Here is a 21,893-nt window from a genome sequence, read left to right on the forward strand (position 1 = left end):
TTAATTAATTTTTACTTTCCCCGTTACAACCCCATCAATCAAACTACTCTTATATTGCTTCAACTTCTCAATCTCCTGCTCTTTTAAGGAAATAACTTTGGCGATTTTATCAGTAGCATTTTCTATATAATTTGAAATTTCTATTTGTTCTTTTTTCGTTGGAATAACTAATAAAAAGTTTTTTAATGCTTTATTACTTAATTCCATAAATGTTGTTCCTGTTCCTAAACTATTTAAAATATCTGAGCAAATAGATATTTGATAATATAAATAATCGCTGATGAAATCTTTATTTAGTACTAATGATTTACAACCTTGATTAGTACATAATTCTTTACCAGCAATTACAATTTTTCCAATTGGAGCTCTGGTGGTTAATATTAAAGAACCTTTGGGAACCATAGTTGTCCCGCAGCTTTTATATCCAGCTTTTGAGATTAAACGCTCTGAATTATCAATAATAAATACATTATTAATATCACTTGGAGTAACCCAAGTGATATCTCCATCCCAAAAATTCAAAATTGTAGAGGATGGTGTTGCACCATTTATAAGTTTTCCAGTGTTTTTTAGTTTAGTAACCTCCCAATGCTCAGCAATCATCCCAATCCACTCCACACCGCTGTCTTTTAGTTTAACATTAGGATTTATCCCTTGCGTAACAGCTTTGTGGATAAGAATTTGTCGGCGTTGTTTGAGTAAGTCTATTTGCTGTTGCTTGATAACAATAGCTTGGTCAATCTTGGCGGTTTTATCGTCTAGAAATTTAGCAATAGCGGTTTGTTCTTGGAGTGGAGGAAAAGGAAATTGAAACCTTCTAAAATCTAGATAGCTAATATTTTGACGCAAGCCAGATCCTAAACCATAAATAATTTTATTATTATCGATGGATCTAAAAAAGTAATGATAGAATTTAGAATCTGCTTTTTTCTTAAATCTTAAATTTAAATAAGCATTGGTAATAATTCCATCAAACTCGGAAATAGAACTTCTCAAACTTACTGTATCATTTTGCAAGTCAGTTGGTCTGAATATTAAATCACCTTTATTTACAAATTGATACGTTTCGAAAGATTCGGGCACTAATCCCGTTAATTCATTATCATTTTTAACCCTAATTTTTCCATAACTTAAAGAGAGAATCGTATTTCGTTTCATTCCCTTATTTCTATCCATATTTTCAAATATAAAATTGAGTCCAGGTAAAACTTCCCAATGCTCAGGAATATCTCCCAACCATTCAACTCCCGAAGGTTTGTAAGATGTGTAAACTTGTAATTTTATAGTGGTACTATTCATTGGTGGTGTCAATTCGGTTTTGTAATTCATTTTCAATTTCTTCAATGGTCGGCAAACTACTTTTTAGTTCTTCTGGTAATATTTCGCAAAACGAAAACTCACTAATTCCGATGGGTTTGTTTATGTCACGCAAGGCAAACTCGGTTTCGATATTATTTTTGTCTCTGCACAATAGTATCCCTATGGTCGGTCTGTCGTCATCCTGTTTCAACAGCGTATCAACTGTCGAAAGGTAAAAATTCATCTTTCCTGTATATTCAGGCATAAATGCGGTGTTTTTTAATTCGACCACTACGTAACATTTGAGTTTAATGTGGTAAAATAGCAAATCTAAAAAGTATTCTTTATCGGCGATTTCCAGTGCATACTGTTGTCCTACAAAAGCAAAACCTTTACCGAGTTCTAATAAGAATTTGGAGATTTGTGCCACCAATTGTTTTTCTAAATCTCGCTCTTTCATTTTTGAAGACATCGTCACGAAATCAAAAATATAAGGATCTTTTAATGTTTGCTGTGCCAAATCCGAAAGCGGTTCTGGTAGCGTATTTTTGAAATTTGTAATAGATTTTCCTTGTCGTGCAAACAATTGCGATTTGATCTGCAAAGCTAAAGTGTCACGACTCCAGGCATTTTCTATAGTTTGCTGAATGTAAAATTGAGCTTGTACTACATTTTCTGATTTTGTAAAAATATAAATGTGATGTCCCCAAGGAATTTGAGTTAATAATTGCAATTCCAATTGGTTAACAGCTTGTTGACTTTTTACAATTGATATGTTTTGTAATTGGGCAACAGCTTGTTGCACAATTGTATCTTTATAAAAATTATAGAAACTACGGCAATATTTGAGGTTTCGACTCGAAAAACCCGTCATTGTTGGGAATTCTTCTTTTAAATCTAAGGATAGTTGCTCTATCAATTTATTCCCCCAAGCGGCTGTTTCTTGCTTTTCGGCAATCATTTTCCCTAAACCCCAATAGAAATTAATTAAGGCGGCATTTACCGCTACTGCAGCTTTTATTTGAGACGAACGGATCTTTGATTTTAATTCAAAAAACCATTCTTTATATTCGGTATCTAGTATTTGCATCCTGAAATTAATTTACAAAGCCAATATTTCTGCAATCAATCCGTCACTTAATTTCTCTAAATCCAAAATATCTTTGGTTACTTCTTCAATAGATCGCAGCGGTTTATGCTGGTAAAAATATTTATTAAAACTGATTTCATAACCAATTTTTGTCGCGTCAAGATTAATCCACGCTTCATCGACGTGCGGTTTTACCTCTCGTAAAAAGTAGGTGTAAATATCTTCTTTGAGCGGAATGTTTTCGGTATCCCGTAAATCACTTTCAGTTTCGTAAGTACTATACTCACCTTTTTTTGCTGTAGCATAATACCCGTGATCTGGAAGTTCTTTAACAGTACAATCCAGTTTTTCTAAAAGTTGCTCTAACTTATCGCCAGCTAATTTCACTGTGCTTTTCACGACTTTTTCTGCATCAGCATCGTACCAAGAAATGGCATTGTAAATCGCATTTAATTCAGAAGCACTTACTTTAAGTTTTTCGGCTTTTACAACAGCGTTTACTTTCTCTTTAAATAAATTGAAATCATTATATTCCTCAGTTCCTACTGATTTCATTAGGCTTTGAGCCATATTCATCAAATTCAACTGTTTGTTCCAAATTGTATCAGTAGTCAAACTTTTTAGTTGTTTGCTGTTGAGATTCAATTCTTGTTTTTCACACCAATCTTCCAAAGATTTTTTATGAGTACTGATTGATTTATAAACTTCTTCTCCCAAAGTTTCGAAAGCATAAACCATTGCTTCTTTGATGCTTTTGTCATATCGCAAATCCGCAATACGTTCGGCAGTAAATTGTGCTTTCAGTCGTTTTGGACGTTCGATCGTTACTTTATAATAACCAAAATCAGCGTTGTCAAATACTTTTGAGGCAATTGTATTGTCGCCATTTCTTTCAATCGCATCTAAATTTGTATAGGTCTTGACGATTTTTGAAATATGCTCAGGCGCCAATTCGCAATTCTTATTTCCTAAGTTTTTACGCAATTTTCTAAAAAGTTGCCCACCATCTATTAACTGCACTTTTCCTCTTCGGTTGTCAGTTTTATTATTGCTTAAAATCCAAATATAAGTTGTGATTCCAGTATTGTAAAAAAGATTGTTCGGCAGTTGCACAATTGCTTCGAGCCAATCATTTTCGATTAAATACCTTCGGATATTACTTTCTCCTCCACCTGCATCACCAGTAAACAAACTACTTCCGTTATGAACCGAAGCGATTCTTGTTCCAGCAGCACTTTGCGAAAGTGATTTCATTTTACTAACCATTTCCATCAAAAATAATAGTTGCCCATCCGAAGATCTTGGCGTAGCATCGGCATCTTCTTCGATACCCCAATAATCATTGAGTCGAATTTGAAAACGAGGATCTATAACTTCTTTACCGTCTTTAATATATTTCTGCTCACTTGCCCAAGATTTTCCGTAAGGAGGATTGGACAACATAAAGTCAAAAGTCTTTCCTGCAAATTCATCTGTAGATAAGGTAGAACCCAAACGAATATTCTCGGGATCATTTCCTTTTATCATCATATCCGATTTGCAAATGGCGTAGGTTTCATCATTTATTTCCTTTCCATATAAATACACATCACCTTTTGCACGAATTTCACCTTCTTCATCTTTGATAAAATTCTGAGATTCTGTCAACATTCCTCCACTACCACAGGCTGGATCGTAAATGGTCATTACGGGAGGTAGATTGTTTTTGATTGGATCGAAAATAATGTGTGTCATAAGGTCAATTACTTCACGTGGCGTAAAGTGCTCTCCCGCTTCTTCATTATTTTCTTCATTAAATTTTCTAATTAATTCTTCAAATACATATCCCATTCCGAGATTAGACAAAGCTGGAAGTTTTCTACCGTTACTGTCATTTTTTTCGAAAGGTGTAACATTGATGTCTGGTGAAGTGAATTTTTCTAAAACGTCCAACAGCACATCTTTGGTAGCCATGTGTCGAATTTGACTGCGTAATTTGAACTTCTCAATAATCTCTTTCACATTGTGACTGAAACCATTTAAATAATCTTCAAAATTGGCTTGTAGTAATTGTTGACTATTGGTTGCCGTGTCATGAAGTCTTTGCAAAGTCCACTCGCTAGTATTGTAAAACACGTAACCAGAAGCGGCACGCAATCCGTTTTCGTCCCATTCAGTGAATTGTGCTTCGTCTCTTTGAAAGGTTAATTCTTCCATGACAGCATCTTTCGTTGGTTCTAACAATGCATCTAATCGGCGTAAAACGACCATCGGTAAAATGACATCACGGTATTTTCCGCGAACGTAAACATCACGAAGACAGTCGTCTGCAATTGACCAAATGAAAGAAACTAATTTATTATGTACGGATTGGTTCATTGAAATTTAATATTGTATTGTTATGCTAATTGTTTTAAAATAAAGTCGTTTTAAGCTAATAACAGCCTGAAATGACAACTTGTAAATCTATACTTTTATATAGAAAAATCCTATTGAAATCTTTATGTGATTAGTTTAAATAATCGAGTATTTATCGATAAATTTTGTCAGTTACTTATTTTTTAATACCAAAAATAAATCTTTTTATTAACTACTATTTACGGTTTTCCTCATTATAGGCAATCGCTTTTGAGAATGAATGTAAATTAGTATGAAAAAATAAACAAGATTGCATTTTTTTTTAGTTTAAAGCTCTCATTTTTGATTACAAGTAGCAGATTAATTTTATCTTCAATTGTCGCTAACTTATCGGGGTTTAGTGTTTTAATAAATTTTCACTACGACACAATCTGGCAGTGTGTCGTTTTAGTTTTGCAGTATACTAAAACGCAAAATTATGAAAGTCAAAGAAATCACTATTTTAAAAGCCGTAGAAAAAGTTCATCAAGTTTCAAAACATGGGAAGTTAGATTTTGATAGATATATTGATGTGCTACCCGAAATAGGTCATATTTCAGCTTATTTTCAAATTAGCGATATTCAAAGTATTTTAGTTGCTAGTTTTATTAGTTTATCTTGTTTTGACGAAATTGAATTGAACGAGTTGATTATTTATTTCGGTGTAGAAAAAGTAGGTTTACTAAGTTACTTAAATGATATTGAATATTTAGTTAACAAAAATATTTTAGCGAAAGACAGGCATGGAAATATACTTCGTACTGATTATTGTGTGAAGAAAGATCTATTAGATTTTCTAGTTTCTAACACAAAGATCCCTTCTGAATTGATTTCGATTCAACCCAGAGAAGATAATTTTTATGCCTTTTTGAAAGATATAGATAAATTAAGTAATGCTAAAGATGAGAAAGAAATTCGTTATAACAGCTTCTTATATAAATTTAAAAAATTGTTGCAGGACAATAAGAAGTTTCCATTGGTCAATTATGCCTGTGAGCATTTAGAGCCTATCGATTCTTTCATATTTTTTGATACTATAATTGATGCGATCGCCATAGGGGATAACAATTTTAATACTGCTTTTCAAAAAACGGTTGATGATTTTACCAACAGTAAGAGTGATACATTTAAGTATGTTTCTACTTTTCTTTTGGGAAAAACCAAGTTGAACAAGTTGAATTTGGTAGAAAAAGACAAAAATGAATTTGCCAACAGACACCACCTAAAGTTGTCAGCAAAGACAATAAAAATGCTTCACGATTTAGAAGGCATTGCATTTCTTCAAAAAGACAGTAACAACGACAAACTCATTTATCCTGATAAAATTCAAAAAACAAATTTGTTTTACAATCCTTTAGAAAAACAGTTGCTGGAGCCTATTGTAAATAGTATGTCGCATTCGTCATTTACAAATTTACAAAAACGATTAAAAGACAATCATCTTCCAGTAGGGGTGCCTGTACTTTTTTATGGTGCGCCAGGAACAGGCAAAACAGAAACGGTATATCAAATTGCCAAGAAATACAAAAGACCAATATTTAAAGTTGAAATATCGGAAACCAAATCGATGTGGTTTGGTGAAAGTCAAAAACTGGTTAAAAAGATATTTACGGATTATTATGAATTCAAGAAACAAGAGAAAGTATGTCCGTTACTGCTTTTTAATGAAGCCGATGCCGTAATTGGAAAACGAAAAAGTGCTGGTTCTTCGAGTGTTTCCGATACTGAAAATGCTATTCAGAACATTCTCTTAGAGGAACTGGAAAATTTTGATGGAATTCTGTTTGCTACTTCAAATTTGGTAGCTAATTTGGATCCTGCTTTTGAGAGAAGATTTCTATTCAAAATAAAATTCGATACACCATCTTTAGAAAACGCTGCTAAAATTTGGAAAAATAAATTACCAACAATAACTCCTAAAGAAGCATCGTTTCTAGCCAATTCCTATAAATTTTCAGGTGGCGAAATGGGGAACATTGCCCGTAAATGTATTATGGAAGAAGTGGTTTTGGGTAATAAATTGACTTTTGAAAAAATCATCACTTTTTGTGATTCCGAGAAATGGGAGAAAAGTGCGATTACTACTAAAATTGGATTTTAACGGGCTTATTTAGGCAGAGCCTAGCAATATATTTGATGTTTAACCTTAAAAAAAACAACTACTATGTCACAAATGATTACCAAAGGAGATGAATTAATTAGAATTTGTCCCAAAGAAAATAACAAAATTGAATATTCGACAACTTCAGGAAGATCGTGGCATACTCGCTATTCAGGATCTTCTTATGGAGAATTTCACGATTTAACCGATACAGGAAAAGAACTTTTAGCAAATACATCTAAAGGACTTTATTATTCGACAACAAACGGAAGAAGTTGGCACAAAAGAGGGTAATTGATATTAGGCTTTTTATCCTCTCCTTGTAAAGTTTTTATTTTTGATTAATATATTTAGCAAATAACAATCTCCATCAAAAGGATTTTTAATGATGTCGAAAAAAGTAAATCTTGTCTACAAAACTTGATATATCATTAGAATTTTAATAGAGTAGCTCAGCGCAGCTAACTTTTTTTGATATATAATTAATATACAAAAATGAGTTGGATATAAGCCTTTGTATGAAACTTTTACAAGAATCAAGTGTTTTCTTAATGCCGCTTAATGTTAGGGAAATACTGATGAGTTCAATAATTTAGTTTGTTCTTTTTTTATCTTCTGAAATGATTTAACAGAAAAGAAATTGAATTTTATTGGGTTTACATTATGCTTAAAAGTAATGCTGAAAATAATGTAAGTACAGAATATGGAGTAATTCGATGTTTTTTATAATCTAGATAGGAATTGTCTGTTTGTATTCAACCAAAAAAATCCTCAAAAAGTTTTGATTAACTGCAAAAAATCTGTCTGCAATTGAATTAATATTACTAAAAAATCAGGTCTCTAAAATGAAATACGTCACTCCTCCACGTCACTCCTGTGAAACGAGTCTGACTTTTTAAGGAAATTTTACACAACAAAAAACCCTTAAACAGTTGATGTTTAAGGGTTTGTTCTTGTAGCGAAGACGGGAGTTGAACCCGTGACCTCAGGGTTATGAATTCGATTAAATTTCTTAAATTTCATCGAATATGTCCTTTAATTACTTGATTTTATCAAAAACGTATACGGAATCGTGTACTGATTAATATTAAATTATAATGCTAAATTAATCAAATTTATTTAATATAAATAATAGAATTATGATTTTCATCAAGCAAATCAAAAACAGAAATTAAAGTCAGAATCTCGGGATTAATATTAGCTAATCTTTGCACTTCAATTTCGGTTTTGGATAATTTTGTTGGAATTGGAATTATAAAGTTATTTTTCCTTGTTTCAAGATAGATGTCTGCTAAATCAGTTCCTGTTGGAACATTTAACATTTCTATGAATTGACTACATCTAATTTTGAATCCGTCCTTTTGTAAAATAAGAATTATTTTGTTCCAGTCTTCAAATTCTGATTTATCAGGATAGACTACTATATTAAATTCTCTAATTGGTAAAAGTATTTCCTTTTTTAAGTTTCCTTTACTTCCTGTAGCCATCCATGTGTAATCTGGAAGCAGAAGACTCATCATAATTGCTGATTTTTCAGATTCTAAAATCGCTATAGTTTTGCTAAAGTTCTTCAAGTGTAATCCAAACAAACATTGTTGCAAGTTGTATGGTTCTATTTTTAGAATTTTATGTACCCATGTAATATGAGTAAATGGTTTTTTTATTCGTGATCCTGAATTAGTATCATATAACATGACCTTACCGGTCCTAACTTCATTTTGGTCAGTAACTTGCCAAAATACAGTAGCTCCATTCCAGTGCGCAGATGTTCCAATGAAATACTTTTCAATTACCACCTCTATTTCTTCGTCTGAGAAGTAAGTTCTGAGGAAGTGAATTAAGTTATTTTTTTTGAAATTCTTTTTGCATCGATTTAGTAATTCAGGATCTAATGTAGATACTTTTAGTTGTACTGGAAGATTTGCTATGGTTGTGATAGTTTGATTTTGCTTTGGTGCTAAATGATACTTGCAGTTGGTTTCTCGATCACATCTACCTAAGTGATCTTCCAAATACCCGCTGTTTACATTGTCGAAATACTTCACAAAGCTTTTTTTATGGCAGCGGGGGCAAATAAATTTTTTACAGGATTTGTCAAGTGAGTAATGATACATAGGTTTAATTTGAATTCGTAACATTCGTAACATTCGTAACCCTAACGATTGTTACGAATATTACGAGTCTTTAATTTTACTGAAACAGTTCTCAATTAAGTAACAAATCATTTCATTGTCACTTGGTATAACCACTTCTTTAGGGTTTAATAAATCATCAATCGAAAATGGCTTTTTATCCGATTCTAACATATCAAATAGCAGTGTTCTCTCCGTTTCGGGGAGAGTCTGTATTATTTGATAGGTTAGTTGTGCGGTCATTAATAATTATCTGCTTTTTTTAAATCTTTTCTTACTGTTCCTTCTGATTTTCCTAATCTTGCTGCAATTTCAGTATTGCTAATGCCTAATTTTTTTAGAGAGAGAATCTCTGTGAGCCGCTCATCGTTGTTTCTTGGTTTTAAATGTTCTAATTCGTTGCCAAATTTTTCAAAAATAAACTCCAAGAAGTTTGTTTTTTTTTCAATTTTGCAAACAATTACATTCTCGATATCATAAATTAGTTCAGTATTTCGTTGTTTAATTTGTTTGATATAGCGAAGCCCTTTTTCTTGAGCACTTTCTCCAATAGCAAAACAACTATCGCAAAAGTTCATAAGCATTTTACTTCCAGATAAATCATTTTTAGTAAGTGGTTTAGATGAATCTCGTTTTGGAGTATGAGCCAGCACTAATATTGATAATCCGTATTTTTTCTTCATACTATTTAGAAATTTCATCAGGGGTAAAGCTTCTTTTGCTTTTTCGGTATCATTTTTTAAATAAGTAAGATTATCAATGACAATTATTTTAGTATGGTGCTTAATTATCGCTTGTTCTACTGAGAAGCATAAATACTCTTCAAAATCTCTAAATTTTGATGAAATCTCCTGGTCTGGATTGATTTCTACTCGTAATAAATTTTTATTGAATATATAGTGATCATTATAATCATTAGAATATCTATTCTCAATTTGCTTGTCTGATAATTCGAAATCGAAATACATGACCTTTTGCGGTTCAACTTCATTTTTAAAACCTTCGATAGAAATCCCTTTGCTAATTGAATTTGAAATTTGTAATGCTAAAATCGATTTGCCAAGATTGGTGTCAGCAAATAAAATACAGGTTTCGTTTTCATACCATAATTCACTAAATAACATATTTGGAATTGGCCTATTTTTAGCTTCCTCAATCCAATCGTTAATAGTTTTAATATTAAAACAGCTAGGACTTTCAATAGTTGTATTGTACTCAAAATCTTTCTGTATGTCAGATTCAAGTGCGTTCTTTAGATTTTTTACAGCATTTGCGCCGTTTTTCGTGTTTTCGGCCATATTTTTTATAGTTATTTATATTTCTAGAAGTGTATGAAAGACCGTATTACATTTTGTAAGACTCTATGTAATACGGTCTGTATACAATTAAATTTTAAAGTTGAATTTTGTTTTCAGATGCTTTATATACGATATACTCCATAATTCCAGTATAGTCGAAGGTGTCATCTTGATATGGGACACAAAATCTAAAGTGGTTATTCTCTGCGTCAAATTCTTTAATGAACCTATTGATATCATTGAGAACATTATCGAGCTCTTCAAGTAAATGTGATGGCATACAATTAGAACTGATAACTTTTTGTAGAATTTTAGTAAGATTTATAAGCTCTTGCTTATTGCAATTGTTATAACGATTTGCTTTTTTCTCAAATAGCCATGCGATTAGAAAAATAAAATCACTTGAATTGTAAATTTCATTTCCTATATGTTCTCCAGAAAAATGTTTTTTGATTATTGAGCGTACGTTTTCTGAATTAGTTATTCCTAATTCAAAAGAGTCATTGGAAAGTTTTTCGTAAAGTTCTCCGGTAACTCGAACGGTTAAGATTGTTGATTTCATAATTATCCTTTTTGGTTTAAATAATTAACTACATCAATTCTCTTAAATCGAATGGTTCGTTTAATTCTTGTAAAAGGTATTGTGCCATCCTTTCTAATCTTCCACAAGGTGACTTCGCTACAACTTAATAGAGTGCAAGTTTCCTTTACAGAAATCCAGTCCTCTTGTAGTGAGGATTTATCTGCGGAGATAAGTCTAAAGTTTTCTAATAATAGTAGAACTCTTTTTTGAAGTGCTTTGAGTTCTTTTACCTCTTCTTGAAGGTTGTCAAAGGATCGAAAAAATTGCTGTGTGTTCATGTTACTTTTGTTAAGATTAATTGATTGCAATTAACTTAACATGTGTAATATCAGCAAATTAAATTTATGTCTGAGGGATTGAAATGTATGTCTTAAAAATGAAAATGTATGTCTAAAAATTGTTTTGGTCTTAATCAGTCTTCTGGAAAGTATTTTGCCTTGAAAAATTCCCATTCTTTTTGAAAGTTATTCATTCTGATTTTATGAGTTGTTTCTCCTCTCATTTCAGGATGTTTTTTTAAAGTTTTTATGTTTTCATCAAATTTCAAATTGACTATTTCCATAAATTTTTCAGCTGTACTATTAAATAGTTTGCTAACTTTTAAAAATTGTAATAAACTCTCTAGCGTAGACCTTTTGATGTTATCAAGGTTACTGATGGTATACATTGTAAATGCGTAAGCACCTGAATTTAAAAAACTGTCAAGATATACGATAGATTCTATTTGATAGTAGAAAATATTATTAAAGTAAATGTCAGTTTCAAAATTAAATCTATTGTTTAATTCAAGTAAAATATCAACTTTTATTTGAAAAGAGGTGATTTCGTGTATTAAATCCTCGTTATAATATGGCGATACATTGAACAGACTTATATCTCCATACAGATAAGGTAAATAAGTATATATATTTATATTATTAATTATGTGCTTTTTTTCTCGATCTAATTTATAAAGTAAACTAGGTGTATGAATGATTTTTTCATATATTGAATTTCTCATTGTAAAAGATTGTTCTGGATTAGATAATGTGATCGTGTTGTATAATTCTTTAAAATGAATTAGAGCCATTTTTCGTGCTTCTTGATAGGTCATCCCATATATGTTCTCTTCAAAGAGGTCAAAAAAATCTAGTTTTAGTTTCTCTACTTTAAAAATGTATAGTTCATAGATAAGGTCATAGACCTTGTATGAAATAAGTATAGGGATATCTAAGAAAGCATCAAAATCTTCAAAAGTGAACTCTCCCTCAAAATTTGTTGGATCATTCTCATAATCAATCATTTTATCACTCAAGAAAGTATATTTGAAAATTTCTTTCTCTACTAGTAAGTGCTCTATATCTACTTGTCGGCACATGTCAATTATCTCCTGTGAAAACTCTAATTCAAAATCTTTACAACTTTCTTTGCTAGACTCAATTTCAAGAATTTTTAATCCTAGTTTTAACTCTTCCCTGTCCAAAATTCCAAAATATTTCATAATTCTTTATTTTTAATAGCATAGTACGAAACTTACTCTAGTTTCTTTGTCAAACTTAATTAAATTTCATTAAATTTACAAAAAAATAATTAAGTACAAGATGTACTAAAACAATTTATGAAATACAAACTAATCGATATAGTAAGGATGAAATCAGGTTTATTTGCGAAAGGCGATACGAATCCAGACCTCTATTATATCCAGTCAACCGATTTTGATGCTGACAAAGAATGGGTAGAAAACCTTAATCCTATATTGAGTAAGTCGCCAAAATTAATGCGACATTATCTAACTAAAGGCGATATTCTTTTTGCTGCTAAAGGGCGAGAATTTTTTGCAGTGGTTTATGATGGTTATTATTCACCAGCTGTAGCTTCATCAACCTTCTTGGTTTTGCAGGTTCAAGAGCGGAATGTACTTCCAGAATATATAGCTTGGTATCTCAATCATTCAACGACTCAAAAGCTGCTTTGGAGTTTGGCAACAGGAACTGCCATTACTTCTATCAATAAAGTCACTTTGGAACAAATAGAAATATCAATACCATCATTGTCAAAACAAAATTCTATTTTAGACTTCTCAAATTTACAGGAGAAGGAAAAGCAATTGCAACTGCAAATAATGAAACTGAAACAAGAGTATTTAAACGAACTAACATACAAATCAATACAACAATGAGTGCCAAAATAAATCAAAAAGAGATTAACCAAACCGTTTGGAAAGCCTGTGATACCTTTAGAGGTATTATTGATCCGTCACAATACAAAGATTACATTTTAACCATGTTGTTTTTGAAATACATTAGTGATGTAAACAAAGAGAAACGTGCAGATTATTTGCAAAAGTATAATGGCGATGAGTCACGTACAGATAGGGCTTTAAAAATGGAGCGTTTTCAAGTGCCTGAACATTGTAGCTTTGATTATTTGTACGAACATAGAAGTGAAGCGAATGTGGGCGAATTAATAAATATTGCATTGGCTGACCTTGAAGAAGCCAATAGAGAGAAACTAAGCAGCGAGGATGGTAGTGGAATATTTAGAAATATTGATTTCAATAGTAGTAATCTGGGTGATGTAAAAGATAAAAATACCCGATTGAAACATTTATTGGGTGATTTTGCCGAACTCGATTTAAGTCCGTCCCATTTGGAGCGTGAAGATGTGATTGGAAACGCTTATGAATATTTGATTGCTAATTTTGCTGGTGATGCAGGTAAAAAAGCGGGTGAATTTTTCACGCCAAGTGAAGTTTCTACTTTATTAGCGAAGTTAACCAAATCTAAAGCAGGTGCGAGAATTTGCGATCCAACTTGTGGATCGGGTTCGTTATTGATTAAAGCAGGAAGAGAAGTTGGAAGTAATAATTTTTCACTTTATGGTCAAGAAGCCAACGGAAGTACTTGGGCTTTGGCGGTAATGAACATGTTTCTGCATGGTTTTGATAATGCAACCATTCGTTGGGGCGATACCATTAGAAACCCAAAATTGAAAGAAGGTGATGCGTTAATGAAATTTGATACCGTAGTCGCTAATCCTCCTTTCTCATTAGATAAATGGGGAGCAGATATGGCGGTGAGCGATGTCTATAACCGTTTTTGGCGTGGTGTGCCTTCTAAAAGCAAAGGTGATTGGGCTTTTATCAGTCACATGATCGAAACCTTGAACGAAACAGGAAAAGCAGGTGTGGTTGTTCCTCACGGTGTTTTGTTTAGAGGAAGTAGCGAAGGTAAAATTCGTCAAAAAACTATTGAAGATAATTTGTTGGAAGCCGTCATTGGTTTGCCTGCCAATTTGTTTTTTGGAACAGGGATTCCAGCGGCGATTTTGGTTTTCAATAAAGACAAAGGAAAAAATACTGATGTGCTGTTTGTAGATGCCAGTAAACATTTTGAAAGTGGTAAAAACCAAAACAAACTACGAGATAGCGATATAGCCAAAATCGTAGCGACCTACGATGATTTTCATAACGGAAAATTAAAAAGCGGAATTGCAGAAGACAAATACAGTTTTGTAGCCACAGTAGATGCTATTATAGAAAATGATTATAACTTGAATATTCCTCGTTATGTAGATACGTTTGAAGAAGAGGAAGCGATTGATATTCATGCTGTACAAATTGAAATAGGGAGACTAGAAGAAGAGTTGAAAGAGGTGCAATTACAGATGCAAGATTATTTGAAAGTGTTAATCGATTAAAGTATAGTTTATTATGAAAAAAGAGCTAAAAAACACAAATGACACCATTTTTGAGCAAATAAAAGAAATTGATGAAAATGGAAATGAGTTTTGGGGAGCAAGGAAATTATCTAAAATCCTTGAATACTCTGAGTTTAGACATTTTATTCCTGTAATTGACCGTGCTAAAGAAGCTTGTAAAAATAGTCAATATAATATAGTAGACCATTTCGAGGATTACCTCGAGATGGTTGCTATTGGTTCTGGTGCAGAGAGAAAAATGAAAAGTGTAAAACTTTCCCGTTTTGCCTGTTACCTCATTGTTCAAAATGCCGATCCATCTAAAGAAGTAGTTGCACAAGGTCAAACCTATTTTGCTATTCAAACTCGTTTGCAGGAAATCAAGCAAATGGACGATTACAATCGTCTCTCTACCGAAGATGAAAAACGTTTGTTTTTGCGTGATGAATTAAAAAAGCACAATTTACAATTAGCCGAAGCTGCTAAAAATGCAGGAGTAATTAAACCTCTTGATTATGCCATTTTTCAGAATCATGGCTATATGGGATTGTACGGTGGATTAGGAGCCAAAGAAATTCATGCCAAAAAAGGCTTGAAGAAAAGTCAACAAATTCTGGATCACATGGGTAGTACAGAACTGGCAGCCAATCTCTTTCGAGCTACGCAGACAGAAGAGAAGTTACTACGTGATAAAGTTAAGGAGAAAACCACTGCCAATAAAACCCATTTTGAAGTGGGTAAAAAAGTTCGAAAAACCATTCAAGAATTAGGAGGTACTATGCCCGAAAATTTGCCAGTTGAAGGCAGTATTAAGAAAATTGAGAATAGCGAAAAAAAGAAAATTGCAACTCCCAAAAAGAAAGAAGAATAAATATGTAGATAAAAATACGTTTTTGTGTGCATGTAATTAAAAACGTGTGCGTTAAAAGACTCTTTTATGTACCTATTAAAAAAACGTGTATAGAAAACAACAGTTTTCTGTACATATTAAATTAATAAAAGCAAATGAACACAACACAACATAAAACCAACTTCAAAAACTCTCCTTTAGGTTTGATTCCTGAGGATTGGGAAGTGAAGAAAATAGGAAAAATCACCAAAACAACTGCTGGAGGAACTCCGTCAACTCACAAATTAGAATATTGGAATGGTAATATAAAATGGATGAGTTCGGGAGATTTAAATTTAAAAAGGATTTACGATGTCGAAGGAAGAATTACCGATATTGGATTAAAAAACTCGAGTACAAAGATAATTCCAGAGAAATGTATATTAATTGGTTTAGCAGGACAAGGAAAAACCAGAGGAACAGTAGCAATGAATATGGTTGAATTGTGTACAAATCAATCTGTTGCTGCTATATTGCCTTCAAAAGAGTTTTATGAAGATTATCTATATTATAATTTAGACTTTAGATATTTAGAATTGCGACAACTTTCAACTGGTGATGGAGGAAGAGGAGGTTTAAATTTAAATATAATAAATTCAATTTCAATTGCTTTACCACTACTCCCAGAACAAACCGCCATAGCTAATTGTCTTTCTACTTGGGACAAAGCCATTGCAACCCAAACCCAAATCATTGCCCAAAAAGAATTGCGTAAAAAAGCCCTGATGCAACAATTGCTTTCGGGTAAAAAAAGATTAAAAGGGTTTAGTGGGGAATGGAAGGAAGTGAGGTTGAAAGATATATTCGATAGAGTTGTCACCAAAAACGTTGAAGTAAACACTAATGTTGTTACAATTTCTGCCCAAAGAGGGTTTATAAAACAAGGAGATTATTTTAATAAAATTGTGGCTAGTGATGTTTTAGATAATTATTTTTTAGTAAAAAAAGGAGATTTCTGTTATAACAAAAGTTATTCAAATGGTTATCCTTGGGGAGCTACGAAAAGATTAAAGGATTTTGAAAAGGCTGTTGTGACAACACTTTACATATGTTTTAGACTTAAGGATGTAGCTGCTGACTCAGGTGAGTTTTTCGAACATTTTTTCGAAGAAAATTCATTAGATAAAGGTTTGACTAAAATAGCACATGAAGGAGGAAGAGCACATGGTTTATTGAATGTTACTCCAAGCGATTTTTTTGGTTTAAAACTAGATGTTCCAGAATATGAAGAACAAACCGCCATCGCTAATATTTTACAATGTGCAGATCAAGAAATACAATTATTAAAAAATAAATTGCAACAACTAAAAGACCAGAAAAAAGGGTTAATGCAGGTTTTGTTGACTGGGAAAAAGAGGTTGAAACATTAAATTAGCTAACCAAAAATAAAACATGAAAATATCTGAAACCTTTCAAGACTTTCTGGGTAATATTAAAATTACTGATAGTACAGCAAACACCATAACTTATAGATACGGAAGGATAACCAAATCTTTAAATCAATATTTTCGTGATACAGCATCAACAATAGCAAACAGTTTGCAGGTTGGTTCTTATGGCAGATATAGTGGTATTAAAGGGATTTCAGATTTAGACATGTTATATTTTATTCCTCAATCAAAATGGGATGATTATAATAAAAGTGGTGGACAAACCAAATTACTACAAGATACTAAAAAAGCAATTGCAAAGACATATTCAGATTCTAATATCAAAATAGATAGGTGTGTTGTAACCGTAAATTTTTCTGATGGAACTCATATAGATGTTCAGCCTGTTTTTGAAGTAGAAGAGCAAGACTATAAATATCCCGATACCTATGGTAATGGTTCTTGGAAAATTACAAAGCCGAGAAAAGAAATGGATGCAATGTTAGAAGCAGAGCCAAATGAAAACAAAAACCTTAGAAGACTTTGTAAAATGGCGAGATCATGGAAGAATAAAAATGGTGTTTGTTTGGGAGGTTTGTTAATTGATACATTAGCATATAATTTTCTAAACTCTACTACTTATTTTGACAGCAAAAGCTTTGCTTACTATGATGAAATGAGTAGAGATTTTTTTAAATATTTATATGATCAACCCAAAGAACAGAAAGAATATGGCGCTTTAGGTAGCAAACAAAGGGTGAAAGTAAAAAAATCATTTAGGCGAAAATCTAAAAAAGCTTATGATTTGGCATGTGAAGCAATTGAATCTACATCTGACCAAACAAAACATAACAAATTGAGAGATATTTATGGAAACGATTTTCCAAAATATGTTAATGAAATTAATGAAGCAAAAGCACTTAATTTTAATTATGAAAATACAGAAGAATTAATAGAAAATACATATTTGGTAAATATCAGATATGATTTAGAAATTGACTGTGAAATAAATCAAAAAGGGTTCAGAGATGGGTATTTAAGAGAGTTTTTGCAAAAAAGGTTTCCTTTATTGATAAATAAATCATTAAGGTTTTTTATAAAAAATATAGATGTTCCATTTCCATACGAGGTAAAATGGAAGATAACTAATAGAGGAAACGAAGCTATAAAACGAAACTGTATAAGAGGTCAAATTGTTAAAGATGCAGGAAAAGGCGAGAAAAATGAAACAACTGGATTTAGAGGAGGTCATTATGTTGAGTGTTACATAATAAAAAATAATGAAGTAGTTGCTAAAGATGCAATAGATGTTCCCATTTCTGGATAAATTAAGAATTTAAATATGAGTGAAAAAGAAATATTATTAGAATCTCAAATTAGAGAAATCTACGGAAGAGTAGTTTATACTCATAAAACACATGAAAAATGTGCGGATGTTTTAAAAGAGAGAAATGATTGTTTAAAAATAACAGAGATATTACTTTCAGCATTTACAACAACCAGTATATTGGTTGTAATATTTGATGAAGGGTTTGTTTTTCAGGTTCTTGCGGCTTTGTTTTCAACATTATTGCTATGTTTAACATTATATTTCAAAGACAATAATTTATTGGCACTTGCTGAAAGACATAAACAAGCAGCTTTAGATATACTGGAAATTAGAGAGAAGTTATTATCATTATTGGTTGATATTAGAATTGGTAATAAAAATTTGGATGAATTTCAGTTAGAAAGAAATAAGATTAATGAACGATTGGTAAACACGTATAGAGGTGCTCCGAAAACGATAAATAAAGCATATAAAGTTGCTTCGATAGCTTTACAGAAAAATGAGGAATTTACAATTTCAGACGTGGAAATTGATAAATTTTTACCTGAAACTTTGAAGAAAAAAAATTAAAAATTTAGCCACTAATTATGACACCATCCTTCAAAGAAGACCAAGTATCACAAATACCAGCCTTGCAGTTACTGCAAAAGTTGGGTTATACTTATTTATCACCCGAAGAAGCAGATGAGCTTCGTGGCAATAAAACAGGTCAGGTTCTACTTGAGCCAATTTTAAGAAAACAATTGTATGAAATCAATAGTATTCAGGTAAGTTCAACTAAAATGGCTTTGTTTAGTGATGGCAATATCGAAAACGGTATTCAGGCACTCAAAGACATTCCGATGAACGAAGGCTATATTGCTGCCAGTAAGAAAATCTACGAAATGATTACGCTGGGTAAAGCTTTGGAGCAAAGTATTGATGGCGACAAAAAGAGTTTTACCATGCAATACATTGACTGGAAAAACTTGGAGAACAATGTATTTCATGTGACCGAGGAATTTAGTGTCATGCGTACTGGAAGCAAAGATCATTATCGTCCAGATATAGTTTTGTTTATCAATGGAATTCCGCTTTCTATTATCGAGTGCAAACGTCCCGATATAAAAGAACCCATTACCGAAGCCATTTCGCAACATACCCGCAACCAACAGGAAGACGGGATCAGGCACTTGTATATTTACAGTCAGTTGTTACTGAGTATTTCAACATTACAAGCTAAATATGCAACTACCGATACCAAAGAAGAGTTTTGGGCTTCATGGAAGGAGAAAAGTGATGCCAATGAAAAAGTAATTTCTGATCTAGTAAACCAACCGTTAAGTACTGTTCAAAAGACAAAATTATTCCAAAACAGAAAAGAGTGGGAGCAACGTATTATTGAATTAAAAGAAAAAGAGTCAATAGCCGTAAGCGAACAAGATCGCTATTTGTATTTTCTTTGTCGTCCGGAACGAATGATGGCTTTAATTCAAGATTTTGTTTTATTTGAAGGCGGTAACCGCAAGAAAATTGCTCGATACCAGCAGTTTTTTGCTATTAATAAAATCATCAAAAGAATTCAGATTACCGAGGGAGGAAAAAGAAACGGTGGAGTGGTTTGGCACACTCAAGGAAGTGGAAAGTCACTTACGATGGCAATGTTGGCTAGAAAGATATACTTAACTATCAGGAATCCAAAAATAATATTAGTGACAGATCGTGTAGATTTAGACACTCAAATTACAGATACTTTTAGGAGTGTAGATGTGCCTGTACACAATGCTAAAACAGGAAATCAATTGGTCGAACTCTTACAAAGTAAAAGTGATGCCGTGGTAACTACTATAGTAAATAAATTTGAAGCTGCCGTAAATCAATTGGGTTCAACTCCATTAGAGAGTGAAAACATTTTTGTATTGATAGACGAAGGCCATAGAACACAATACGGAACCTTCAATGTAAAGATGCAAAAGGTGTTGCCTAATGCCTGTTTTTTGGCTTTTACAGGTACACCGTTAATGAAAAAAGAAAAGAGTACCGCTCAAAAATTTGGAGGAATCATTGATGCGTATACTATTTTGGAAGCGGTAGAAGATGGTGCTATTGTGCCCATTATTTATGAAGGCCGTCATGCAATACAAGATGTCAATCAAAAAGCATTGGACCGAGGTTTTGATAGCGTTTCTGAACCGTTGAGCGATTATGAAAAAGTCGATTTGAAAAAGAAATTTAGTAGAGCCAATTTGGTTTCAAAGACGGAACAACGCATTGACGAAATTGCCAGAGATATTTCAGATCACTATACTCAGAATTGGGGATTAGATAAAACAGGCGAGCGTAGTGGTTTTAAAGGAATGGTAGTGACACCTGATAAAGCTACTGCAGTCAAATACAAGAAAGCGTTTGACTTGATTGGCAAAGTAACCAGTGAAGTGATTATGTCTGCTCCAGATACCCGGGAAGGCAATGACGATATTCATGGAGAACCTAGCAATGAAGTAGTTGCTTTTTGGAGACAAATGGAAGTCAAACACGGAAAAGATTTTGATAAATCCTTAATCAGTCAGTTTAAAAAAACTGATTATCCAGAATTATTAATAGTAATCGATAAGCTATTAACTGGTTTTGATGAACCGAGAGTAGTAGTCATGTACGTTTGTCGAAAATTGCGTGATCATACCTTGTTGCAGGCTATTGCGAGGGTAAATCGTGTTGCACAGGGAAAAGAATATGGTTTTATTGTAGATTATGAAGGAATCATTGGAGAGTTAGATGAAGCTATGAATGCGTATTCTGATTTCAACGAGTTTGATGATGATGATTTAGCAGGGACTTTTACCGATATTAAAACAGAGATTGCAAAATTACCACAGTTACATGCAGAATTGAACGCTATTTTTAAGCAAGTGGCTAATAAATGGGACATCAGTAGTTATGCTGCCTTGCTGAATGATGAAGCAATTCGAGTAGATTTTTATCAGAAGTTTTTAGAGTTTGCTAAAATTTTAAAATTAGCTTTTTCTTCTATAGATTTTGAAAACAATACTCCTGATAAAACAAAAGAGCTATATAAAACTCATTTTAAGTTTTATGCGCAGTTGAGAATTTCGATTATAAATACCTATTCGGATAAAATCGATTTTAAGAAATATGAAAAGCAATTACAAAAACTGTTAGATCAACATGTAACCACCGAAGAGGTAATTCGATTAACGGAGCAAGTTTCTATTTTGGATGCAAAAGCATTCGAAAAGGAGCTGGAAAAAGTTGTTGGTACACGTGCTAAAGCAGAAACTATTGCCAGTAGAACCGCAAAGCATATTTCAGAAAGGATGGATGAAGACCCCGTTTTTTATAAAAAACTTTCAGAATTAATTCGAGAAACTATTTCTGACTTGCGTGCATTACGTATTTCAGATGTTGTAGCGATCAATAGATTGAAGGAGTTAAGAGAACAGGCGATCAGTAAAAAATCAGACGATATTCCAGAAGCTATTTTGCAAAACGAAAAAGTAATTCCGTTTTATCGTTTAGCAAAAACGAATGATTTTATTTCAGATGATTATACCATTCCGTTTGCAATGGAGGTAGATCAGATTATAAAACAATACTTGATAGTAGATTGGAGTACAAAACCTGATATTATTAGAAAAATGACTTTCTACATTGGGGAGTATCTAATTGATGAATTACATATTTCAATAGAGGAGGCTGATGAAATGGCTGAGAAATGTCTTGAAATTGCTAGATCAATTTATAAATAAA

Annotated in this window: 18 protein-coding genes; 9 read left to right on the plus strand and 9 right to left on the minus strand. The window is 32.4% G+C overall.

Annotated features, from left to right (window positions below; genetic code table 11):
- From RCH18_RS08225 to RCH18_RS08235, 3 genes are read right to left on the minus strand one after another with little or no spacing between them, the layout of a single operon-like run.
- A complete protein-coding gene (locus tag RCH18_RS08225; protein WP_326936272.1) occupies positions 1 to 1,329 on the minus strand; it encodes a restriction endonuclease subunit S in 1,329 nt (442 codons plus the stop codon).
- Positions 1,292 to 2,389, minus strand: coding sequence for a PDDEXK nuclease domain-containing protein (locus RCH18_RS08230; protein ID WP_326936273.1), 1,098 nt, complete (start codon positions 2,387 to 2,389; stop codon positions 1,292 to 1,294). Before RCH18_RS08230 ends, RCH18_RS08225 begins: the two co-directional genes overlap by 38 nt.
- A gap of 12 nt (positions 2,390 to 2,401) precedes the next feature.
- Complete coding sequence (locus RCH18_RS08235) at positions 2,402 to 4,747, minus strand: type I restriction-modification system subunit M (protein ID WP_326936274.1); 2,346 nt, start codon at positions 4,745 to 4,747, stop codon at positions 2,402 to 2,404.
- Positions 4,748 to 5,204: 457 nt separating this feature from the next.
- Here RCH18_RS08235 and RCH18_RS08240 point away from each other — a divergent pair, with 457 nt between their 5' ends.
- Both RCH18_RS08240 and RCH18_RS08245 read left to right on the plus strand, forming a co-directional pair.
- Positions 5,205 to 6,866 (plus strand): ATP-binding protein, encoded by a 1,662-nt coding sequence (locus RCH18_RS08240; RefSeq protein ID WP_326936275.1) that lies wholly within the window; start codon positions 5,205 to 5,207, stop codon positions 6,864 to 6,866.
- A gap of 63 nt (positions 6,867 to 6,929) precedes the next feature.
- Positions 6,930 to 7,160 carry a hypothetical protein gene (locus RCH18_RS08245; protein ID WP_326936276.1) on the plus strand — a complete coding sequence of 77 codons (231 nt, stop codon included), beginning with the start codon at positions 6,930 to 6,932 and terminating at the stop codon, positions 7,158 to 7,160.
- Positions 7,161 to 7,981: 821 nt separating this feature from the next.
- Here RCH18_RS08245 and RCH18_RS08250 read toward each other — a convergent pair.
- The 6 genes from RCH18_RS08250 to RCH18_RS08275 all read right to left on the minus strand — a co-directional run bounded on the left by RCH18_RS08250 (position 7,982) and on the right by RCH18_RS08275 (position 12,359).
- Positions 7,982 to 9,013: a DUF6371 domain-containing protein gene (locus RCH18_RS08250; protein ID WP_326936277.1), complete on the minus strand. Its 1,032-nt coding sequence runs from the start codon at positions 9,011 to 9,013 to the stop codon at positions 7,982 to 7,984.
- Positions 9,014 to 9,040: 27 nt separating this feature from the next.
- Positions 9,041 to 9,241, minus strand: a complete 201-nt coding sequence (locus tag RCH18_RS08255) for a hypothetical protein (protein ID WP_326936278.1) — start codon at positions 9,239 to 9,241, stop codon at positions 9,041 to 9,043.
- Entirely contained in the window at positions 9,241 to 10,296 is a 1,056-nt protein-coding gene (locus tag RCH18_RS08260) for an AAA family ATPase (RefSeq protein ID WP_326936279.1), read from the minus strand. Before RCH18_RS08260 ends, RCH18_RS08255 begins: the two co-directional genes overlap by 1 nt.
- A gap of 94 nt (positions 10,297 to 10,390) precedes the next feature.
- Entirely contained in the window at positions 10,391 to 10,858 is a 468-nt protein-coding gene (locus RCH18_RS08265; RefSeq protein WP_326936280.1) for a hypothetical protein, read from the minus strand.
- Between the two features lie 2 nt (positions 10,859 to 10,860).
- On the minus strand, positions 10,861 to 11,157 hold the full coding sequence (locus RCH18_RS08270; protein ID WP_326936281.1) for a helix-turn-helix domain-containing protein: 297 nt from the start codon (positions 11,155 to 11,157) through the stop codon (positions 10,861 to 10,863).
- Positions 11,158 to 11,291: 134 nt separating this feature from the next.
- Positions 11,292 to 12,359: a hypothetical protein gene (locus tag RCH18_RS08275; RefSeq protein ID WP_326936282.1), complete on the minus strand. Its 1,068-nt coding sequence runs from the start codon at positions 12,357 to 12,359 to the stop codon at positions 11,292 to 11,294.
- Between the two features lie 117 nt (positions 12,360 to 12,476).
- On the opposite strand from RCH18_RS08275, the gene RCH18_RS08280 reads away from it, so the two are divergent.
- From RCH18_RS08280 to RCH18_RS08310, 7 genes are all read left to right on the plus strand, one after another.
- Entirely contained in the window at positions 12,477 to 13,037 is a 561-nt protein-coding gene (locus tag RCH18_RS08280; RefSeq protein WP_326936283.1) for a restriction endonuclease subunit S, read from the plus strand.
- Positions 13,034 to 14,557, plus strand: a complete 1,524-nt coding sequence (locus tag RCH18_RS08285; protein ID WP_326936284.1) for a type I restriction-modification system subunit M — start codon at positions 13,034 to 13,036, stop codon at positions 14,555 to 14,557. Before RCH18_RS08280 ends, RCH18_RS08285 begins: the two co-directional genes overlap by 4 nt.
- A 13-nt stretch (positions 14,558 to 14,570) precedes the next feature.
- Positions 14,571 to 15,428, plus strand: a complete 858-nt coding sequence (gene dinD / locus RCH18_RS08290) for a DNA damage-inducible protein D (protein ID WP_326936285.1) — start codon at positions 14,571 to 14,573, stop codon at positions 15,426 to 15,428.
- A gap of 134 nt (positions 15,429 to 15,562) precedes the next feature.
- Positions 15,563 to 16,816: a restriction endonuclease subunit S gene (locus RCH18_RS08295; protein WP_326936286.1), complete on the plus strand. Its 1,254-nt coding sequence runs from the start codon at positions 15,563 to 15,565 to the stop codon at positions 16,814 to 16,816.
- 22 nt (positions 16,817 to 16,838) lie between these two features.
- The gene (locus tag RCH18_RS08300; RefSeq protein ID WP_326936287.1) at positions 16,839 to 18,143 is read left to right on the plus strand and encodes a nucleotide-binding domain-containing protein; all 1,305 of its coding nucleotides are present in this window, start codon (positions 16,839 to 16,841) and stop codon (positions 18,141 to 18,143) included.
- A 15-nt stretch (positions 18,144 to 18,158) separates the two neighbouring features.
- Positions 18,159 to 18,716, plus strand: a complete 558-nt coding sequence (locus tag RCH18_RS08305) for an SLATT domain-containing protein (protein ID WP_326936288.1) — start codon at positions 18,159 to 18,161, stop codon at positions 18,714 to 18,716.
- Positions 18,717 to 18,733: 17 nt separating this feature from the next.
- On the plus strand, positions 18,734 to 21,892 hold the full coding sequence (locus RCH18_RS08310) for a type I restriction endonuclease subunit R (protein ID WP_326936289.1): 3,159 nt from the start codon (positions 18,734 to 18,736) through the stop codon (positions 21,890 to 21,892).
- Position 21,893 lies beyond the last annotated feature (1 nt).

Source organism: Flavobacterium sp. PL11, assembly GCF_035985025.1.
Lineage (GTDB): Bacteria > Bacteroidota > Bacteroidia > Flavobacteriales > Flavobacteriaceae > Flavobacterium.